The 18,444-nt window shown below is 38.9% G+C and carries 19 protein-coding genes; 11 read left to right on the forward strand and 8 right to left on the reverse strand.

Translation table 11 applies throughout. From position 1 onward, the window contains the following. On the reverse strand, window positions 1-69 hold a 69-nt coding region (locus DBR40_RS27125), incomplete at its 3' end, for a hypothetical protein (RefSeq protein ID WP_255420104.1). Between the two features lie 76 nt (window positions 70-145). Here DBR40_RS27125 and DBR40_RS12040 point away from each other — a divergent pair. Beyond that, window positions 146-1,195: an aldose epimerase family protein gene (locus tag DBR40_RS12040; protein ID WP_124559981.1), complete on the forward strand. Its 1,050-nt coding sequence runs from the start codon at window positions 146-148 to the stop codon at window positions 1,193-1,195. 3 nt (window positions 1,196-1,198) lie between these two features. Then, window positions 1,199-1,594 (forward strand): DUF1398 domain-containing protein, encoded by a 396-nt coding sequence (locus DBR40_RS12045; protein ID WP_124559982.1) that lies wholly within the window; start codon window positions 1,199-1,201, stop codon window positions 1,592-1,594. A gap of 94 nt (window positions 1,595-1,688) precedes the next feature. Here the strand turns inward: DBR40_RS12045 and DBR40_RS12050 are convergent, their stop codons facing one another. The 4 genes from DBR40_RS12050 to ribD form a co-directional block, all read right to left on the reverse strand. Continuing rightward, window positions 1,689-2,549 carry a nucleoside phosphorylase gene (locus DBR40_RS12050; protein WP_124559983.1) on the reverse strand — a complete coding sequence of 287 codons (861 nt, stop codon included), beginning with the start codon at window positions 2,547-2,549 and terminating at the stop codon, window positions 1,689-1,691. Between the two features lie 62 nt (window positions 2,550-2,611). Further along, window positions 2,612-3,226: an IMPACT family protein gene (locus DBR40_RS12055; protein WP_124559984.1), complete on the reverse strand. Its 615-nt coding sequence runs from the start codon at window positions 3,224-3,226 to the stop codon at window positions 2,612-2,614. Continuing rightward, a complete protein-coding gene (locus DBR40_RS12060; protein WP_124559985.1) occupies window positions 3,213-4,079 on the reverse strand; it encodes a DMT family transporter in 867 nt (288 codons plus the stop codon). The genes DBR40_RS12055 and DBR40_RS12060 overlap by 14 nt, the downstream gene beginning before the upstream one ends. Next, the gene (ribD, locus tag DBR40_RS12065; protein WP_124559986.1) at window positions 4,076-5,131 is read right to left on the reverse strand and encodes a bifunctional diaminohydroxyphosphoribosylaminopyrimidine deaminase/5-amino-6-(5-phosphoribosylamino)uracil reductase RibD; all 1,056 of its coding nucleotides are present in this window, start codon (window positions 5,129-5,131) and stop codon (window positions 4,076-4,078) included. The genes DBR40_RS12060 and ribD overlap by 4 nt, the downstream gene beginning before the upstream one ends. A 164-nt stretch (window positions 5,132-5,295) precedes the next feature. Here ribD and prmC point away from each other — a divergent pair, with 164 nt between their 5' ends. Next, window positions 5,296-6,153: a peptide chain release factor N(5)-glutamine methyltransferase gene (gene prmC / locus DBR40_RS12070; RefSeq protein ID WP_124559987.1), complete on the forward strand. Its 858-nt coding sequence runs from the start codon at window positions 5,296-5,298 to the stop codon at window positions 6,151-6,153. Here the strand turns inward: prmC and xerD are convergent. Then, complete coding sequence (xerD, locus tag DBR40_RS12075; RefSeq protein ID WP_124559988.1) at window positions 6,150-7,049, reverse strand: site-specific tyrosine recombinase XerD; 900 nt, start codon at window positions 7,047-7,049, stop codon at window positions 6,150-6,152. The two genes, prmC and xerD, sit on opposite strands and share 4 nt — an antisense overlap. A 147-nt stretch (window positions 7,050-7,196) precedes the next feature. On the opposite strand from xerD, the gene aroQ reads away from it, so the two are divergent. Beyond that, complete coding sequence (aroQ, locus tag DBR40_RS12080) at window positions 7,197-7,613, forward strand: type II 3-dehydroquinate dehydratase (protein ID WP_124559989.1); 417 nt, start codon at window positions 7,197-7,199, stop codon at window positions 7,611-7,613. Between the two features lie 12 nt (window positions 7,614-7,625). Then, window positions 7,626-8,342: a TlpA disulfide reductase family protein gene (locus DBR40_RS12085; protein WP_124559990.1), complete on the forward strand. Its 717-nt coding sequence runs from the start codon at window positions 7,626-7,628 to the stop codon at window positions 8,340-8,342. Window positions 8,343-8,467: 125 nt separating this feature from the next. Here DBR40_RS12085 and DBR40_RS12090 read toward each other — a convergent pair whose 3' ends face one another. After that, the gene (locus tag DBR40_RS12090; RefSeq protein ID WP_124559991.1) at window positions 8,468-9,481 is read right to left on the reverse strand and encodes a glycosyltransferase family 2 protein; all 1,014 of its coding nucleotides are present in this window, start codon (window positions 9,479-9,481) and stop codon (window positions 8,468-8,470) included. Between the two features lie 259 nt (window positions 9,482-9,740). On the opposite strand from DBR40_RS12090, the gene DBR40_RS12095 reads away from it, so the two are divergent. The 4 genes from DBR40_RS12095 to bioB all read left to right on the forward strand — a co-directional run bounded on the left by DBR40_RS12095 (window position 9,741) and on the right by bioB (window position 13,998). After that, window positions 9,741-10,352, forward strand: a complete 612-nt coding sequence (locus DBR40_RS12095; RefSeq protein ID WP_124559992.1) for a WbqC family protein — start codon at window positions 9,741-9,743, stop codon at window positions 10,350-10,352. A 2-nt stretch (window positions 10,353-10,354) separates the two neighbouring features. Beyond that, window positions 10,355-11,476, forward strand: coding sequence for a magnesium/cobalt transporter CorA (gene corA, locus DBR40_RS12100; protein WP_166211803.1), 1,122 nt, complete (start codon window positions 10,355-10,357; stop codon window positions 11,474-11,476). 149 nt (window positions 11,477-11,625) lie between these two features. Further along, the gene (gene mgtE / locus DBR40_RS12105) at window positions 11,626-12,975 is read left to right on the forward strand and encodes a magnesium transporter (protein WP_124559993.1); all 1,350 of its coding nucleotides are present in this window, start codon (window positions 11,626-11,628) and stop codon (window positions 12,973-12,975) included. A 21-nt stretch (window positions 12,976-12,996) separates the two neighbouring features. Further along, complete coding sequence (gene bioB, locus DBR40_RS12110; RefSeq protein ID WP_124559994.1) at window positions 12,997-13,998, forward strand: biotin synthase BioB; 1,002 nt, start codon at window positions 12,997-12,999, stop codon at window positions 13,996-13,998. 223 nt (window positions 13,999-14,221) lie between these two features. Here the strand turns inward: bioB and DBR40_RS12115 are convergent, their stop codons facing one another. After that, on the reverse strand, window positions 14,222-14,632 hold the full coding sequence (locus tag DBR40_RS12115; RefSeq protein WP_124559995.1) for an organic hydroperoxide resistance protein: 411 nt from the start codon (window positions 14,630-14,632) through the stop codon (window positions 14,222-14,224). Between the two features lie 443 nt (window positions 14,633-15,075). On the opposite strand from DBR40_RS12115, the gene DBR40_RS12120 reads away from it, so the two are divergent. Both DBR40_RS12120 and DBR40_RS12125 read left to right on the forward strand, forming a co-directional pair. Next, window positions 15,076-17,448, forward strand: coding sequence for a gliding motility-associated C-terminal domain-containing protein (locus DBR40_RS12120; RefSeq protein ID WP_124559996.1), 2,373 nt, complete (start codon window positions 15,076-15,078; stop codon window positions 17,446-17,448). After that, a complete protein-coding gene (locus DBR40_RS12125) occupies window positions 17,445-18,443 on the forward strand; it encodes a PorP/SprF family type IX secretion system membrane protein (RefSeq protein WP_124559997.1) in 999 nt (332 codons plus the stop codon). The genes DBR40_RS12120 and DBR40_RS12125 overlap by 4 nt, the downstream gene beginning before the upstream one ends. The last annotated feature ends 1 nt before the right edge of the window (window position 18,444 follow it).

Below are 18,444 nucleotides of genomic sequence, written 5' to 3' on the forward strand. Positions count from 1 at the left end.
TGTAAAATAAAGTGCATCGGCTTTTTTATGATAATGCTCGGCAAATTTTTCCTCAAGATTAATGTTCATTTGACTAAAAATATTTATAAAAAGCGAGTAATAATGGTATGTTTGTTTAGGAAACAAAAGCCCTAAGTTACAATTTATGAGCGTTCAGCAAATACCAACCGGAAAAATTATTGATGGCGAAGAAGTTATCGCAATCGAACTAACCAACAGCAAAGGCACTTATGTTAAAATATTTAATTACGGTGCTATCATCAGCAAATTTGTAGTTAAAAATGCCAATGGCGAAATGCAGGATATTGTATTGGGTTTCGATACCATTGAAGGATATCTTGATCCTGCATATTTGGCAAGTTACCCTTATTTAGGAGCGGTAGTTGGTCGTTATGCCAACCGTGTTAAAAACGGCAGATTTACAATTGATGGCGAAACTTACCAGCTGGCTCAAAATGCTGGTACCGATGCCCTTCATGGTGGTATAACTGGTTTCGATAAAAAAGTTTGGGATATAATTGATGTAGTTGAGGGTCCACAACCAGCAGTTACATTGCAATATGAAAGCCCGGATGGTGAAGAGAACTATCCTGGAAACCTGATCGTTGATTTAACCTTCGAACTGACCGAAAATGATGAACTGATTTTAAGCTTCGAAGCTGAAACAGATCAGGCTACTGCGATTAACTTAACCCACCATGGTTACTTTAACCTTGCGCCAAAAGGTGGAAACATTAAAAACCATAAATTACAGATTTTTGCCGCTAATTATTTGGAACAGGATGATAATTACTCGGTAACAGGTAAGTTAATTCCGGTTAAAGATACTGAACATGATTTTACGCAGTTAAAAGAAATTGGTCGCGACTGGAACGAGGATGAAGGATACGATCAAACTTTTGTCCTTGATAAAATCTATGGAGATTTATCACTGGCTAGCAAAACAATTGAATCAGAAAGCGGTTTAACTTTAAGTGTATATACTACTGAGCCGGTAGCGCATTTGTATACAGCTAAATACTTAGATGTAAAAAATGGCAAAGATGGACGTGATTATGAAAGTTACAGCGCCTTTTGCGTAGAAACACAACATCATCCGAACGGAATTAATATTCCGGAATTCCCGAGTACTGTGTTAAGGCCAGATGATTTGTATACACAAACAACAGTTTACAAAGTTTCATTAAACAGATAAAGTATGTTTACCATTTCGAATATCCAGGCAGCAGCGGCAAAGATTAAAACCGGTGCAGATTTTCCTCAATTTATTAAAGAAATTAAGGCAATGGGGGTTAAGCGAAATGATGTTTATGTAAACAATGGCTTATCTATTTACTTTGATGATGAAGATAATGCACAGCAGGAGAGTCCGGAGGATTATCCTGCTTTAATTATTAACGAAGTATCTTCTGCTGAAAAACTGGAGCATGCTTTAAAAATACATCAGCAGGGCGAAACCGATTTTTTTACTTTCTGTAAGCAGGCGGCCGATGCTGGCGTAGAAAAATGGATTATTGATACAGAAGAAATGACCTGTACGTATTTAGATAGCGCCGGAAATGATCTGGTGAAAGAAGAAATACCTAAAGTTTAAATGATTGAATGATTGAGTTTTGAATGATTGCATAAAGCTGTGCCTGAGCATAGAAAATTCACTCATTTGGTCATTCAAAATTCAATTATTACAATCAAATCCTCTCCAGAACCATTTTAATAGCATCATCTACAATTTTATTGGGATTGCTGCTAAACTCGAATTTTACCCTGCTGGCTAAAATGGCATTTACCGATAGTGCTTTGTGTCCTAAAACTTTAGCCAAAGCATAAATACCCGCGGTTTCCATTTCTAAATTGGTTATGCGGTGCTGGTTGCTGCTAAAGCTGTTAATTAAACTAATAAAATCGGGGATTGCGTTTTTTGCGCGTACAATTCTACCTTGGGGTGCGTAAAAGCCTGGTGCCGTAATGGTAATGCCATGGTGCATATTTTTACCGATGGTATTTAGTAAATTATCGTTAGCTGCTGTTAAATATGGGTTTATATTTTTCAGATGGCCAAAATGCGATTTCAGGTCATCCATTAAACTGCGTTCATCTCCAGTTAATTCATGGTAGTAGTAATTCATCAGGGCATCCATTCCTAAACCGTAAGATGAGGCCAGAATTGTGCCCATCGGGATATCGGGCTGTACCGCGCCAGAAGTGCCTATGCGGATAATATTTAAAGAAGTAAGATGTTTTTTAATCTCCCTGGTTTCGAAATCAATGTTTACAAGGGCGTCAAGTTCGTTAAAAACAATATCAATGTTATCGGTGCCAATGCCGGTTGAAAGCACGGTAATCCGCTTTTTACCTACATAGCCTGTATGCGTTATAAATTCGCGTTTACCTTTCTTAAACTCAATTTTGTCGAAATATTTGCTCACTTCGCCAACCCGGTCAGGATCGCCTACGGTAATTACGTTATCCGCAATATCGTCTGGCAACAAATTTAAGTGATAAATGCTGCCATCGGGGTTGATAATTAAATCGCTCTCAGCTATTTTCATTTGATTATTGATTATTCTTCGTTTTACAGGTAACTAAAATCTACTGGTAATAATGGTCAGGTTTAAATGGTTTGCAGGTATTTTAATTTAACGCCTGCTATTTTATCAAATTTACCTAAAACCTGGTTCAGTTGGTTTTTTCTGATTTCGAATTTCAATACACACTGCGTATCAAATTGTTGCGCCAAAACTTCAATGTTTTCTTCCTTCACCAGCTTCATCACATCATTCATTTGAAGATAATCAAAATTAACTTCATAAACATCATTTACAGTTTTGTTTATAATAGTTGCTGCTTTAATCGCCTCTATACTGGCGGTTTTGTATGCGTTAATTAAACCTGGAACACCCAATAAGGTTCCGCCGAAATAACGAACTACCACCACCAAAATATTGGTCACATCTTCTGATAACAGGCAGTTGAGTATAGGTCTGCCAGCAGTGCCAGATGGTTCTCCATCATCGTTAATCCGGAATACGGACCGATCCGGTGTTAAGCGGTAAGCATAGCAAAAATGCCTTGCCTTAGCATGCTCAGCCCTTAAAGCGGTAATAAGAGGTTTAACTTCTTCTTCCGAACGGATGGGATAGGTATAAGCAATAAATTTGCTCCCTTTATCTCGAAATATGCCTTCTGATGCACTCCCGATTGTTTTATACGAATCATCGAACAACATTTTGCGAAAGGGTAATGCAAATAACCGCGGCAATGGCCAGGATTATTCCAAGGTAATTTATCTTTGTTAATTTTTCTTTAAACACTGCAACACCTATTAGGGTACCGACTATAATAACGCCCAGGTTCATTGCCGCAAACACTGTAGAAGGGTTTTGCGACAGGGCTTTATGTGCTTTTAGGTAAAAAAGGATGTTTCCGAAGTTGAAGAAGCCTAAAATCAACCCACAGGCCAGATTAACCAATTGTAATTTTATCTTCCCGGAAATTGTCATTACGGCAACGATAACCAGCGAAACCACAAAAGCCATGCAGAAAATGGTAAAAAGAGAGGTGGTATAGGGTAATTCTTTGTATAAGGCAATTTGTTTAAACAGTACATCAATTGTTCCAAAGCCAATAAATACCATTACCGGATAAATAAGGTTTCCTGTTTTTTGATCAGGATTACTTTTGCGTAAAAATGTTAGGAAAATGGCAACAAAACCAACGGTTAGGCCAACTACTTTTAGATTGTTAAAATCTTCTTTAAAAATAAAGTAAGCGGCCAGTATTGGGATAAATAGCGACAAACGCTGAGCGATATCGGTTTTAACAATGCCAAGGTTTTTAACAGAAGCAGCAAGGAACAAAAATATAGTAGGTAAGAGTATAGCCAAAGCAGTGTATATGGGCCATGGCGCTGCACTGCTTACTAATTTGATATCGGGTTTGAAAAAGAAAAAACAAAGTGTTAAGGCGGCAAAATAGTTTACGGCAACTGCCTGGATAATGCTGATTTGATAACGTTTGGCCAGCTTTAACAGCACGGCTACGGTAACACTACAGCAAATGCTTAAAGTAATGTAGATCATTTATTTAGGTTGTTTATATAGATAGATAGTTTATCGTTTCCGATTTGAACCTGTTCTTGCAGATTACCATTTATTGCGGGTGATGGTATACCTTCGTTCCAGCTGGTTGAGGAAGTAAAAACTCGTGCTTCATCCCAAAGACCTGCATCTAAAAATTGCTTCAAAATATTTGCACCACCTTCAATTATTACCGATTGTATATCCATCAAATAGAGCTGAAAGGCAATCTTTTGCGGGAGGTAGAATTGCATGTCTTCCATTTGAATGTAATGAATGTTGCCAACCACGTCGGTTTTAACTTCATTAAAAACAATGGTTTTAGCCGCTTCGTTATAAATGTGATTGGATTGCGGAACCTGCAGGTTTTTATCAATAAGCAGGCGTATCGGATTTCTACCCGGCCACTCTCTTGAGCTTAACTGTGGATTATCGATAATAGCCGTTTGCTTGCCAATCAGGATTGCATCTTCTTCGGTTCGCCATTGGTGTGCAAGACGTTTAGCTAGGGCTCCGCTAATCCATTTCTGGTGACCATCACTTGTAGCAAAATAGCCATTGGCTGTTTCGGCCCACTTTAAAATAACATAAGGCCGTTGTTGCTGTATTCGGGTAAAAAATCTGCGGTTGAAATGGCGGCATTCAGCATCTGCAATGCCACTAATCACTTCGATTCCGGCATTTTTAAGTTTTTCAATTCCTTTGCCATCAACACCCGAAAATGGATCACGGTTTCCGATTACTACTCTTTTGAGCTGATGTTTAACCAATAAATCGGCACAAGGCGGGGTTTTGCCAAAATGCGCACAGGGCTCTAAATTTACATAAGCGGTAGCTTGTTTTAATAAATTTTCGGCCTGGTCGCCATATTTATCGAACACAGCTTTTACTGCATTGGGTTCGGCATGCGCCTGGCCGTACTGCTGGTGGTAGCCTTCACCAATAATTTGATTGTTAGCTACAATTAGGCAACCAACCATAGGATTTGGACTAACCTGGCCAATACCCAAAGCGGCCAATTCCAGACAGCGTTTTATGTAAAATTCGTCGCTCATGGTGGCAAAAGTAGTAAAAAAAGAGTCATGGAGCGCGCTAAACAGAATTGATATCATCCTAAATAAGTAATTTTGCAGCCATTGAAATGTCAGGAGGAAAGGTGTTATGCTGCTGTAAATTGTGCATTAACCCGATACTACCTGCTAAAACAAAACTGTTGTTAATGAAAATTGGAGAATTAGAAGCATTTTATCAGTTAGAGCTTAAAGCTTTATATGATGGCGAGGAAGCCAGTGCCTTGTTTAGACTTGCTTCAGCGCATGTGTTAGGTTTGTCTTTCACTCAATTGAGGATGCTGCGCGATACAGCTGTTGATTTGGTTAACGAACAGCAATTGTTAAGCATGCTTAGCGATTTGCAGATGGGGAAACCGGTGCAACATGTTTTGGGCGAAGCTCATTTTTACGGACTGGTATTTAAGGTAAATGAAAATGTACTTATTCCGAGACCCGAAACTGAGGAGTTGGTGGAGTGGATTATTTCAGATAGCAGTTTACAGTTTGCAGTTCGCGATATTAAAATTTTAGATATTGGAACAGGCTCGGGTTGTATTCCGGTTACGCTTAAAAAACATTTGCCACAGGCAGGAGTATCTACGTTAGACGTTTCGGAAGAGGCTATAACTGTGGCTAAGTTAAATGCTACGCAAATAGGTGTGGAAGTGAATTTTATCTTGGCTGATATATTAACTTTTTCAAGTGAATTAAAATTTGACGTTATTGTAAGTAATCCGCCGTATATCAGGTATTTAGAGAAAGTTGAAATGCACTATAATGTTTTAGAATATGAACCACATTTGGCACTTTTTGTAAGTAATGATGATCCCCTAATTTTCTACAAAGCCATTGCTGTTTTTGCGCTAACAAACCTGAAACCTAATGGGAAGTTATACTTTGAAATCAATGAATATTTAGGTCAGGAAACCGTTGATATGTTGGTTAGTAAAGAATTTGAAAACATTGAGTTACGAAAAGATATGCAAGGAAAAGACCGGATGATTTGCTGCCGTTTACCTGCTTAAGACCGCGGATGAAATTGTGTAATTACTTCTCTTAAATAATCGCGGTCAATGTGCGTATAAATCTCGGTAGTGGTGATGCTCGAATGCCCCAGCATTTCTTGTACAGCCCTTAAATCGGCTCCACCTTCAATTAAATGTGTGGCAAAAGAATGCCTTAAAGTATGTGGACTAATGGTTTTCTTTAAGCCCGTACCTACAGCCAGACTTTTAATCAGGTTGAATATCGAAATTCTGGAAAGCTTGGCTCCAAAGCGGTTTAGAAAGATAAAATCTTCGTGACCTTTTTTTATATTGGCATGCACCCGCACTTCGTTAATATAAATCTCCATCAGCTTCAGTGCTTCACTTCCAATCGGGATTAGACGCTCTTTATTCCCTTTACCAATTACTTTAATAAATTCGATTTGAGGAAAAATGTTTGATATTTTTAAATCAGTTAACTCACTAACGCGTAGACCACAACTGTATAGTACTTCAATTATTGCTTTGTTGCGCATGCCTTCGGGTTTAGAGGCATCAATGGCGGCTATTAAGGCGTTGATCTCATAAATATTCAGTGTATCGGGTAGCTTTCTGCTAAGTTTGGGCGCTTCAATTAACGCCGTTGGATCGTTGGTAATTACCTCTTCAATCATCAAATAAGCAAAGAAAGCTTTCAAGCCCGAAATTACCCTGGCCTGGGTACTGGCCTGCATGTCCAACTCATTTAACCACGAAATAAAAGATTTGATATCGCTTGTACGGATATCGGTAAGCTGCGGAGTTTCATCTAACGATTGATAATACTGCACCAGTTTTTCGATATCGCTCAGGTAAGCCTCAACCGAATGGACAGCTAACGATCGCTCGAGTTTTAAATAAGATCTAAAACCTTTAATATATGATTGCCAAAGCATGCTTTTATTTGAGATTTTTTATAACATTGCAACGTTACAACATTTAACGTTACAAGTGATCATGAAACCATCATGATTTTTTCAAAAATCGAATAGATTATGGAAATGACGGTAGCTTAATCATCATTAAAACAAGATTATAAACAGATGAAAATACAAATTATTAATGGCCCCAATTTAAATCTTTTAGGCGTACGCGAACCTTCTATTTATGGTAATACCAGCATTGAAGATTACATTAAAGAACTGAAAACAGTATACCCGGCTATCGAAATCGATTACTACCAAAGCAATGTAGAAGGCGAATTGATTAATAAATTGCATGAAATTGGTTTCATTTACGACGGAATTATTTTAAATGCTGGTGGCTATACCCATACATCAGTTGCGCTGGCAGATGCCATAGCAGCCATTAAAACCCCGGTAGTTGAGGTGCACATTTCAAATATTTATGCGCGTGAAGAGTATCGCCATGTTTCTTTAACGGGTAAGAATTGCCAGGGCGTTTTAACCGGTTTTGGCATGAATGGTTACCGCCTGGCTATTGAAAGTTTGCTTATATAAATCTCAAATTATATGTTCAAATATCTAATATTAACTGCTCTACTCATTAACTGCTTGTTGGGGCAAGCACAAGAAACTACACAAAAAAGAACCATTCTTAACGAACAATCGGTTATACGAGGAGAAGATGGGATGGTTTATCCTTACAATGCCTGGAAAAAATTAATGCAATCAGGTAAATATGGAATAAAAGACAGGAAAACCTTCACAGATAGTGGTGAAAAGGAATATCTGATTTATGAGCTCTCTGCTGATGAGAAAGCGGCTTATGTAAAAAAAATGCCAAGGCCACGTGAAAGCGAATCTTTTAAAGAAGGCGAACTATTTAATGGCTTTAAGGCCAGCGATATTGAAGGCAATAGATACAACTTGAAGGATAGTACCGCAAAGGTGTATGTGATTAACTTCTGGTTTATCAATTGTCCGCCCTGCAAGGCCGAAATTCCGCACCTGAACGAAATTGTTGCGAAATATAAAGACAATAAAGATGTGGTTTTCCTGGCGATTGCTCTGGATGAAAAGCATGAACTTAAACCTTTTTTAAAAACAATGCCTTTTGATTATCACATTATCGGTGGAGGACGCTCTATCGCCAGTAAATACGGCGTAAAAGGCTATCCAACACATGTTGTGATTGATAAAAAGGGTTACATTAAATTTAGTACGCTAGGTTTAGGATCGAATACGGTAAACTGGGTTGAGAAATCGATTGAAGAATCTTTGAAATAAGACATGAGCATTTTTTACCACAGAGGTCACAAAGTTTACACAGAGAAACTCAAAGATTTTAAGAGTGTTTTGTATGCCTAACTTTGCGCTCTTTGCGCCATGCTTAGCGTGCTTTGTAGTTAAAATTATTTTAAAGCAGAAAAGTACTTAATCTTCCGGATAAAAAATGCCCAAACCACGCTGTTGTTAAATACACCCTGATGTGTAGCATAAGGCTTTTGAAAGGCTTTTCGTTTTTTATTTGTTTTAGTTAGCGATTTTAAGAAATGCCAGTGCCCTTTGCTTACCGCCATGGTAAATTTAGGTTTTCCACTTAGCAGGAAGTGCCACCAGGCTACAAAATCTATACACATCCTGATAAAAATCCTGAAAACGGCATCGCTTGCAGGCAGGTTTTTTTGCATAATAATGAGGTTATTCCTGAAATTAAGGTAGGTTTTAAAAGGATTCTCGGTCTGCAAAGTACCGCCACCCACATGGTACACTTCTGCATCGGGACAGTACATGATTTTATAATTCAGGTTTTTTAAGCGCCAGCAGAGGTCTATTTCTTCCATGTGCGCAAAAAGGTCAGCATCTAGTCCGCCAGCTTCTTTCCAGCATTTACTTTTAATGAAAAACGCTGCACCACTGGCCCAAAACACTTCTTGGGTATTGTTGTATTGGCCATTATCTTGTTCGTAAACGTTGAACAACCTTCCGCGGCAAAACGGGAAAGCGTAAATATCAAGGTATCCACCGGCTGCACCTGCATATTCGAACTGGTTTTTGTCGCTGTACCATTTTATTTTAGGCTGTGCAGCTGCAATTTGCGCATCACTTTCCATTAAATCGATAACTGGCTGTATCCAGTTAAGGGTAACTTCTACATCTGAGTTGAGCAGAATAAAATAATCTGCCTCAACACGTTCTAAAACCTTGTTGTAGCCGCCTGCAAAGCCATAATTAACCTCGTTCCGGATAATTTTAATGCTGGGGAAATTTTCTTGTACAAAAGCAACAGAATCGTCGGTCGAGGCATTGTCTCCTACAACAATTTGCAGGTTATCATACTTGCTCTGCAAAATTCGGGGCAAAAATTTTTCTAAATATGCTTTTCCATTCCAGTTTAAAATTACAATGGCTACAGAAGGACTCATTCTTTTTATTTCGGGTTAAATTTCCGCTTGTTTATCGCTACGGAACCAAATCATCTTTTAATAAAATTTAAAAATAAGGACGATTACTATAATTTTTCTAAACCCATTGCTTAAATAAAGCAGATAATGTAGTAATCTTGCAAAAAAATAGCAGGGAAGGTGTAAAGCGTTATAGCTGGTATAAAAAACAGGCCAGAATGCGAAATCCCTCTTTAAATCATTATTTTTAAACGTTTCAGCTACAAACATAAATTTTCAAATGCAGAATACAGCTATACTTCCATTATTTTATCTTCCACCAGTTGGTTATTTTAGTTTATTGCAAAAGCTGGGGCCAGATTTTTTAATTGAAAAACACGAACATTTGGCTAAGCAAACGTACCGGAACCGGGCCAGTATTTATTCGCCTAACGGGAAGCTAGATCTTACCGTGCCTGTGGTTAAAGGTTCAAAAACGCATACCAAAATGAAAGACGTGCGCATTAGCTACGATTTTAAATGGCAGCGTTTACATTGGCTTAGTTTAGAGGGCTGTTACAGAAGTTCCGCATATTTTGAATATTACGAAGACGAGCTATCACGCTTTTATCATGAAAAATTTGAGTTTTTGTTCGATTATAACCTCGAGCTGATAGAATGGTTAAATAAAAAACTCAAACTGCCCGTTATCATGAATACTACCAACGAATATAACGATACGGTACCACCGGAGCTCGATTATAGGGGGATGATGAACCCTAAAAAGGAAGAAGATATGGTAAATAATAAGCCGTATTATCAGGTATTTGAAGACCGGCATCAATTTTTGCCCAACTTAAGCATTGTTGATTTGTTATTCAATCAGGGCCCACAGGCCCGGTTATATTTATAATTATGGGGAAAAACAAACCACGTAACAGGCATAAGCACTACAAAGTGCCGGCACCAGGCACTAGTCCGGGTTTATATGCTATTGATGAAGATGCTTTAAAACCAATTATTGTATTGCATACTTATAACGATAAAAGCTATAAGAAAGTAGAATTAGACAATATTAATAACATTGATAAACTGATTGAAAGCAAGGATTTTAATTATTGGTTTGATATTAAGGGCCTGGGTGACCCAACCATATTTGAAACCCTATATTCGAAATATGACATCAGCCGATTGGTTTTAGAAGACATTACCAGTTCTTACCAGCGACCAAAATTAGATGAATACGATAACGACAAATACATTTTTTCGGTAAGCCGCCACTTGTATTTAAACGATGAGGGAGTTTTAAATAACGATCAGATCTCATTTATCCTTTCCGAACGAACCTTAATTACTTTTCAGGAAACTTATGCCGATTGTTTTGAGCCGGTAAGGAAACGTTTGGAAATAGGCAAGGGGAATATCCGGATTGGTGGCAGCAGCTACCTGATGTATGCCATTATGGATGTGATCGTTGATAATTATTTCGCGCTTTTGAACTTTTGGGGTGAAGAACTGGATGCAATTGAAGACCGGCTGTTCGATAACCCGGATAAGCGGATTATGTACGATACCCAGGGTATTAAGCGCTCACTGATTACGATCAGGAAGGTGGCCTGGCCAGAGCGCGATAAACTGAATGATATTATCAGAACAGACAGTCCGTTAATTTCCGATCTGACTAAAACCTATATGAAGGATGCTTACGATCACTGTATTCAGATTATTGATTTTATAGAATCTTTAAAGGAGATTGCCTCGGCTAATATTGATATGAACCTGTCGATTATCAGTAACCGGATGAACGAGATTATGAAGGTACTGACCATTATTTCGTCTATTTTTATTCCGCTAACCTTTATAGCAGGTATTTATGGCATGAATTTTAGTCGTGAAGATCCGGTAACGGGTAAAGTAATGCCCGATAACATGCCTGAGCTTTACAGTCCGCATGGTTACACCTGGACATGGATTATAATGGGGATAATTGCGGTATTGCAGGTGATTTATTTTTGGCGCAAAGGTTGGTTTAAATAATGATTTTGTATAGAGATAATTTCGCATTTCCAAGTTTTTGAAATTTTATTTTTCAAAAAGCTGGATAAATCATTAAATTAATTGAGTGTAGTCTAGCCCTGATTATTGAAAATAACCTTTACTTTTGAAACATCCAGCTGAAGAGATAAATGCAGTCATTCGAAATAGATAAAAGCGACGTACTGAAGGTTAAAAATGCAATTTTAGCCGGTGATGAAATTTTGGTAGAGGTTTTGGCAGAATACCATGCCTCAGAAATTGCTATTTTATTTGAACGTTTAGATAAATCGGAACAGCAGCACATCATTAATTTGCTGCCTGCAGAAACTGCATCCGAAATTATTTCGGAGATGGATGAAGAATCCCATCCCGAAGACCTGCTTTTTCAACTGCACCCTGATAAACGTACCGAAATTGTTGAGGAGCTGGATTACGATGATGCGACCGATATTATTTCGCAACTCGAAGACCACGAACAGAAAGAAATTCTCGAAGACCTGGAAGATGACCATGCTTCTGAGATCAGAAACCTGTTAACCTACGACGAGAAAACTGCGGGTGGATTGATGAACACAGAGCTGATCTGTGTAAATATTAACCTCACCAAAAAAGACGCAATCGACGAGATCATCCGTCAGAGCGAGGAAATGGAAGAGTTTTACACCATTTACGTGGTGGATGATGAGGAGATTTTTAAAGGCATTGTATCGCTTAAAGATATTATCAAAGCCAAGCACAATGCCAAAATAACCGAGCTGGTAAAGGTTGATGCCGTTTATGTGCATCCCGATACCGACCAGGAAGAAGTAGCTAATTTAATTTCGCAATACAATTTAACCAGTATCCCGGTTATAGACGATCACCAGAAACTACTCGGAAGGGTAACTTTCGATGATGTAATCGATGTAATGGAAGCGGAGAGTACCGAGGATATCCTTAAAATTTCGGGGGTATCAGAAGACGAGGAACTGAGCGGTAACTGGGTAGAGGCGGTGAAATCGCGTTTGCCCTGGTTAATCATCAATTTAGGTACGGCTTTTTTAGCCTCATCGGTAGTGCGGTATTTCGATCCAACCATTAAATTAATTCCTTCATTAGCGGCCTACATGACCATTATTGCAGGTATGGGCGGTAATGCAGCTACACAAGCCCTCGCAGTAACGGTAAGGCGTATTTCTCTTTACGATTTGACCGACAAGCAAGCCTACCGAACCGTTTTAAAAGAGTTTACAGTAGGTTTAATCAACGGAGCTTCTAACGGATTAATTGTATTTATTTTTGCCTTCTTTTTTGATGGAAATCCGATGCTGGGCCTGGTTATCTTTCTGGCAATGACTGGGAACCTGATTATTGCAGGCATTACCGGGGCTGGTATTCCGCTAATCTTAAAAAGGGTGGGCATCGATCCTGCCATTGCATCATCTATAATTATTACTACTTTTACCGATGTTTTTGGCTTCCTGTTAATTTTAGGTTTAGCCAGCAAACTTTTACTATAGCTTAAACAAATCCTGATCCGAATGCAAACGACAAGACACGATTGGACAAAAGAAGAAATATACGAAATTTACAATAGACCATTTTTAGATCTGGTTTACGAAGCAGCAAGCATACACAGAGCGAATAAAGATTACAATGAGGTTCAGGTAAGCTCATTGATTTCTATCAAAACAGGTGGCTGCAAAGAAGACTGTTCTTACTGCCCGCAGGCTGCCCGTTACCATACGGATGTAGAAGTACAGCCTATGATGCAGGTTAGCCAGGTGGTGAGCGCTGCAGTAAAAGCAAAAGAGGGTGGTGCATCACGTTTATGTATGGGCGCAGCATGGCGCGAGGTGCGCGATAACCGCGATTTTGACCGTGTTATTGATATGGTTAAAGCTGTTAACGATATGGATATGGAGGTTTGCTGTACCCTGGGGATGCTTACAGAAGATCAGGCACAACGTTTAGCTGATGCCGGTTTATATGCTTATAACCATAATCTGGATACTTCTGAAGATGATTACAAACGTATTATCTCGACCAGAACTTACGATGACCGTTTAAATACCATTCATAATGTACGTAAAGCTAAATTAACCGTATGTAGCGGTGGTATTATTGGTTTAGGTGAAACCGTAGAAGACCGCGTTTCGATGCTACAGACTTTATCAAATATGGAAACACATCCGGAGTCGGTGCCGGTTAATGCTTTGGTACCTGTTAAAGGAACGCCTTTAGAAAATCAACCCCGTGTACCGATCTGGGATATGGTAAGGATGATTGCTACTGCACGTATTGTAATGCCAAATTCAGTGGTACGTTTATCTGCCGGAAGAAATGAAATGAGCACATTAGAGCAGGCTTTCTGTTTTATGGCAGGTGCAAGTTCTATTTTTGCAGGTGATAAATTGCTAACTACACCAAACCCGGCTTTTGTTGATGATATGGCCATGTTCGAACTATTGGGATTAAAAACCCGCGATGCTTTTAAAAACGGCCGTCCGGCTAATACTTTGGTTAAAGAAGAAGCGATATAATTTTAAGCCAGTTGACAGCTGACTTTGATAAAAACACAAAAGGTTCCGGTTTTTAATCGGGATCTTTTGTGTTTAAAGGAAATTTTTCTTGAAGAAATACATATTTATTGTAGCTCGTCCTTTCGACCGAAGTGAAACGTAGTCGAGAAATCTAATTAAAGATCTCTCCATTTCGCTGCGCTTCGGTCGAGATGACGACTATCATGTAGGTTTGTACAAGGACCTACACCGCAGTAACCCTAACCTCGATATTCCCTTTAGTAGCTTTAGAATAAGGGCAGGTTCTGTGCGCCTTTTCTGCCAGCGACTGTGCTTCTTCATGAGAGATGCCCGGGATATGTACATCCAGATCGGCAGAAAGCACAAATGAATTTCCATCTTTATTAAACGAAACCAAAACTTTTACATTTGCTTCACTTACATCTATACCTTCGCGTTCGGCTATAGAACCTAAAGCTCCCAAATAACATGGACCCCATGCTGCAGCAAATAACTCTTCGGGGTTGGTGGCACCACCTTGTCCACCCAATTCTTTTGGTTTTCTTAAATCGAAATCCAGTATTCCATCGCCAGATTTAATGTGTCCGTCTCTTCCTCCAGTAGCTGTAACTTCAGCTGTATATAGCTTTTCCATAATATTTTCTTAATTGATTTAGTTTAACAAATTACAGTTGTCTTTGTTTTTAGCTATGGTTAGACTGCTTAAAAATACTGCTAAGGGCATAATTGGCGATAGTTGAAATATTTTAAAATCATTTCATGTAAAAAAACAGGAGTTATATCCGCACTTTTATCATCAAAAATGAAAACGAAAATGAATCTGAAAATTGTAGGGTAAATAATTTTGTTTTTAATATTATTGAAAATCAGACAGTTATGATCTTTAGTGTTAAGATTGAGTACATGTAAGAATTAGCTCTACTCATTTATTAGTATCCGGTTTCGTGTAAAAAAGCATGACTTTATCCTGACACAAAATCTCTGCATATACTAAAACGATATTTTTATGTCATAACTATTTAAATCATCCCGTTGATCAATAGATTGTTTTTGATGTTGCTCATAGCATGCTTTGCTATGCCAACCAGGTCTTATGCGCAATCCTGCCCGGAGAATATTGGCTTTGAAAATGGAAATTTTCAGAACTGGAAGATATTTACCGGTCTGGTTAGCATTGAAAACAACCAAACCACCTTTACTTTAAACGAAGTTGCTAAACCTGCTACGGGAAGACATACGATCATTAGTAAGAAAAACCTTATTGACCCTTATGGAGGCTTTAATCTTATCCCGCCATCTGGAGGCAATTTTGTAGCTAAAATTGGTGATAACGGAACCGGAAGCCAGGTGGATGGTATTTCGTATCAGATGACCGTACCTGCAGACCGGCCTGATTTTACTTTAACGTATCAGTATGCAGTGGTTTTAGAAGACCCCGATCACGAACCTTACGAGCAACCACGGTTTATTGCGCGTGTAAAGGATGTAGAAAAAAACGAGTATATCCCTTGCGCTTCTTTTGAGTATGTAGCTACTTCTTCCTTACCTGGCTTTAAAAAATCTGCCGATTATGAAGGCGTAATTTATAAAGACTGGTCGGCGGTTACCATAAATTTATCGGGTTACCAGGGCAAGGAGTTGCTGATTGAGTTTATCAGTACCGATTGCGCCAGAGGTGGCCATTTTGGTTATGCTTATGTAGATATAAACAATGTTTGCGGTGGTCCGATAGCAGGAAGTACTTATTGCAAAAGTTCCGATGCCCTAAATATTTCGGGGCCAAGTGGCTTTCAGGGCTATAGCTGGTACAATGCAGATCGATCGGTTAAATATGGTACAGGCCAGTCCATCAGCATTAAACCTAAACCGGCCGATGGATCGAAGATTGTTTTAGATGTAGTTCCTTATCCCGGTTTTGGTTGTCCGAGTACAATCAGTACGGTAATAAAAGGAGTAGATTATGAATTACAGGTTTTAAATAAAGATATCGTTTGCCAGGGCAGTGAAATCGATTTGTTAAGCGAAAAGTACATCTTAAACCGTTCGGCCGATTTTACTTATCTGGTTTATGAAGATAAAGACCTGACTAAGCAAATTGGGGCTATTGTTAAAATAACTGCCGATAAAACCTTTTACATTAAAGCCACCAATAACAAAGGCTGTGAGAGTGTAGTGCCAATCGATATTGCTGTATATAAAGTAACCAATATTACAGTTAATAGCCCCGCTGCGGTTTGTTATTCGGAAAGTGTGGATATTACGAAGAACGAATTATGTGTGGGCGAACTGAGCGGCATAACCAAAGCCTATTATGCTGATGAGGCTGCCACGCAAATTTTGACCGACCCACAGCACATTAAAGCTTCTGGCAGGTATTTTATTAAGTTTGCAAACGAATTTGGCTGTAGCAAGCTGGTTCCGGTTGAGGTAACAATTCAAGAGATGCCCCTGCTCAAAATTACCAATCTAAAATCCGTTTGCCTGGGCGATTTGGTAGATCTTACCACTTTGAAAAATTTTATCGGCAGCGACGTTACGTTCAAATATAGTTTTTATGAAGATGAGGCGCTGAGCAAAGCTTTAAGCGATCCTTCGCACATTGATAAATCCGGAGTTTATTATGTAAAAGCAGTTAGTGCAGCGGGTTGTGTGGTAAGTGATAAAATAGTTGTGAACATAACGAGTCCACCTGTTTTTACAATAAATCAGCCTGCAATAGTCTGTTATCCTGACAAGGTAGATTTAACCAATCCGGCATTATACACCGAAACCAATGGACACTTTACTTACACTTTTTTTAGTGATGAAGCCCTTGCAAATCCGCTTGCTTACCCTAAAGCGATTGTAAAACCAGGTATCTATTATGTAAAGGCAACCAACGAAAGCGGTTGTTTTAGCGCCGCTAAAATTGTAGTCAACTTCAATGAACCGCCAAAACTTGTTTTAAATCAGCCAAAAACCATTTTTGATAATGAATTTATCGACTTAACCGCACCAGAAATTACCAAAGGCAGCAGCGCATTTGTTAAGGCTACTTATTTTGAAGATCAGGACCTGAAACGTCCAGTACAGGACCCTACAAAAATAAACAGGGCAGGAGTTTATTATGTAGCCATACAAAGTACGAATGGCTGTATAAGCAGCACCTCAATTACCTTAACTGTTTTGCCACAGCCTAAAATTATAGTACCAACCGCTTTTACGCCACAAAAGGAAACCAATAATCGCTTGTATCCTTTTTTGGTAAGCGTTAAGAAACTAACGAGTTTCAGGGTTTACAACAAATGGGGTATTTTGGTTTACGAAAGTGAGGCTCTTGTTAATGGAGGTTGGGATGGTCAGTTTAAGAGCAAAATGCAGCCGCTTGAAACATTTTCGTGGTTTGCAGAAGGAATTGATCTGTTTGGCGGAAAAATTCAATCAAAAGGAAAAACTATTCTGATATTATGATGTACAAAGCGCTGATACTATTCTTTTTGTGCCTGGCTGCTGTATGTTGTTCGGCACAAGACCCCAAATTTTCGCAGTATTTTGCTGCACCACTCTCGTTAAATCCGGCCTTTACGGGTTTCTTTGATGGCGAGTACCGTATTGCAGTTAATACAAGGCAGCAATGGGGTAATCTCGGCGATCCTTATAATACCTATAGCGTTTCGGGTGATATTAAACTGGTTGAGGACGAAAATTTTACCAATAACTACTTTAGCATAGGCTTAAGTGGCTTGTTTGATGAATCACTAAATAAAGCCTTAAAATCGCAATATCTCAGTGCCAGTGTTTCTTACTACCAGTATTTTGATGAAGAACACCGCTTTAAATTCGGATTGGCTCCACAAATTGCCTACGTAGCCAAATACCTCGATTACAATAAACTCACCTTTGCTTCGCAGTATAACGGTGGTGGTTTTGATACTTCGATGCCCAATTACCTCGATTTAAAAAACGATAAAACGGCTTATTTCGACGTAAACATCGGGGTTAATTTTGCCGCAAATTTCGATAGGCTGAGCATTGCCGGTGGTTATGCGCAATACCATTTAACCCGTCCTAAAGATGCGCTTTTAAATAGCAGTCGCGAATTTGTAGCTGCCCGCCGAACCGTTAACCTGGGTATGGTTTACCTGTTAAATGATTTTGCAGATCTAAATGTTACCGGGGTTTACAATGCGCAGAATAAAAACAAAGATGCCATATTAGGTACTGTTTTAGGTTTAAAACCCGGCGAAGAAACCAAAGTAAAACTAAATTTAGGACTTTGGTATAAATTTAACGAAGCATCGTTTTTCCCCTATGTTGGGGCGGCTGTTGGCAATATTAGTGCAGGCATAAATTATACGGTATATGGCAGTAAATTATTAAATGCCACGCCACGCACTTACGAACTCTCTTTTATATACCGGCACAATAACTTTAAAGGGTTTAAAGTGCCTTGCCCCAGATTTTAAT

It is taken from the genome of Pedobacter sp. KBW01 (assembly GCF_003852395.1).
In the GTDB taxonomy this organism is placed as follows: domain Bacteria; phylum Bacteroidota; class Bacteroidia; order Sphingobacteriales; family Sphingobacteriaceae; genus Pedobacter.

Excerpts from the sequence above, each read along its gene's own strand:
- DBR40_RS12040 (WP_124559981.1), top strand. The coding sequence starts at position 146 with ATGAGCGTTCAGCAAATACCAACCGGAAAAATTATTGATGGCGAAGAA.
- DBR40_RS12045 (WP_124559982.1), top strand. The coding sequence starts at position 1,199 with ATGTTTACCATTTCGAATATCCAGGCAGCAGCGGCAAAGATTAAAACC.
- DBR40_RS12050 (WP_124559983.1), bottom strand. The coding sequence starts at position 2,549 with ATGAAAATAGCTGAGAGCGATTTAATTATCAACCCCGATGGCAGCATT.
- DBR40_RS12055 (WP_124559984.1), bottom strand. The coding sequence starts at position 3,226 with ATGTTGTTCGATGATTCGTATAAAACAATCGGGAGTGCATCAGAAGGC.
- DBR40_RS12060 (WP_124559985.1), bottom strand. The coding sequence starts at position 4,079 with ATGATCTACATTACTTTAAGCATTTGCTGTAGTGTTACCGTAGCCGTG.
- ribD (WP_124559986.1), bottom strand. The coding sequence starts at position 5,131 with ATGAGCGACGAATTTTACATAAAACGCTGTCTGGAATTGGCCGCTTTG.
- prmC (WP_124559987.1), top strand. The coding sequence starts at position 5,296 with ATGAAAATTGGAGAATTAGAAGCATTTTATCAGTTAGAGCTTAAAGCT.
- xerD (WP_124559988.1), bottom strand. The coding sequence starts at position 7,049 with ATGCTTTGGCAATCATATATTAAAGGTTTTAGATCTTATTTAAAACTC.
- aroQ (WP_124559989.1), top strand. The coding sequence starts at position 7,197 with ATGAAAATACAAATTATTAATGGCCCCAATTTAAATCTTTTAGGCGTA.
- DBR40_RS12085 (WP_124559990.1), top strand. The coding sequence starts at position 7,626 with ATGTTCAAATATCTAATATTAACTGCTCTACTCATTAACTGCTTGTTG.
- DBR40_RS12090 (WP_124559991.1), bottom strand. The coding sequence starts at position 9,481 with ATGAGTCCTTCTGTAGCCATTGTAATTTTAAACTGGAATGGAAAAGCA.
- DBR40_RS12095 (WP_124559992.1), top strand. The coding sequence starts at position 9,741 with ATGCAGAATACAGCTATACTTCCATTATTTTATCTTCCACCAGTTGGT.
- corA (WP_166211803.1), top strand. The coding sequence starts at position 10,355 with ATGGGGAAAAACAAACCACGTAACAGGCATAAGCACTACAAAGTGCCG.
- mgtE (WP_124559993.1), top strand. The coding sequence starts at position 11,626 with ATGCAGTCATTCGAAATAGATAAAAGCGACGTACTGAAGGTTAAAAAT.
- bioB (WP_124559994.1), top strand. The coding sequence starts at position 12,997 with ATGCAAACGACAAGACACGATTGGACAAAAGAAGAAATATACGAAATT.
- DBR40_RS12115 (WP_124559995.1), bottom strand. The coding sequence starts at position 14,632 with ATGGAAAAGCTATATACAGCTGAAGTTACAGCTACTGGAGGAAGAGAC.
- DBR40_RS12120 (WP_124559996.1), top strand. The coding sequence starts at position 15,076 with ATGCCAACCAGGTCTTATGCGCAATCCTGCCCGGAGAATATTGGCTTT.
- DBR40_RS12125 (WP_124559997.1), top strand. The coding sequence starts at position 17,445 with ATGATGTACAAAGCGCTGATACTATTCTTTTTGTGCCTGGCTGCTGTA.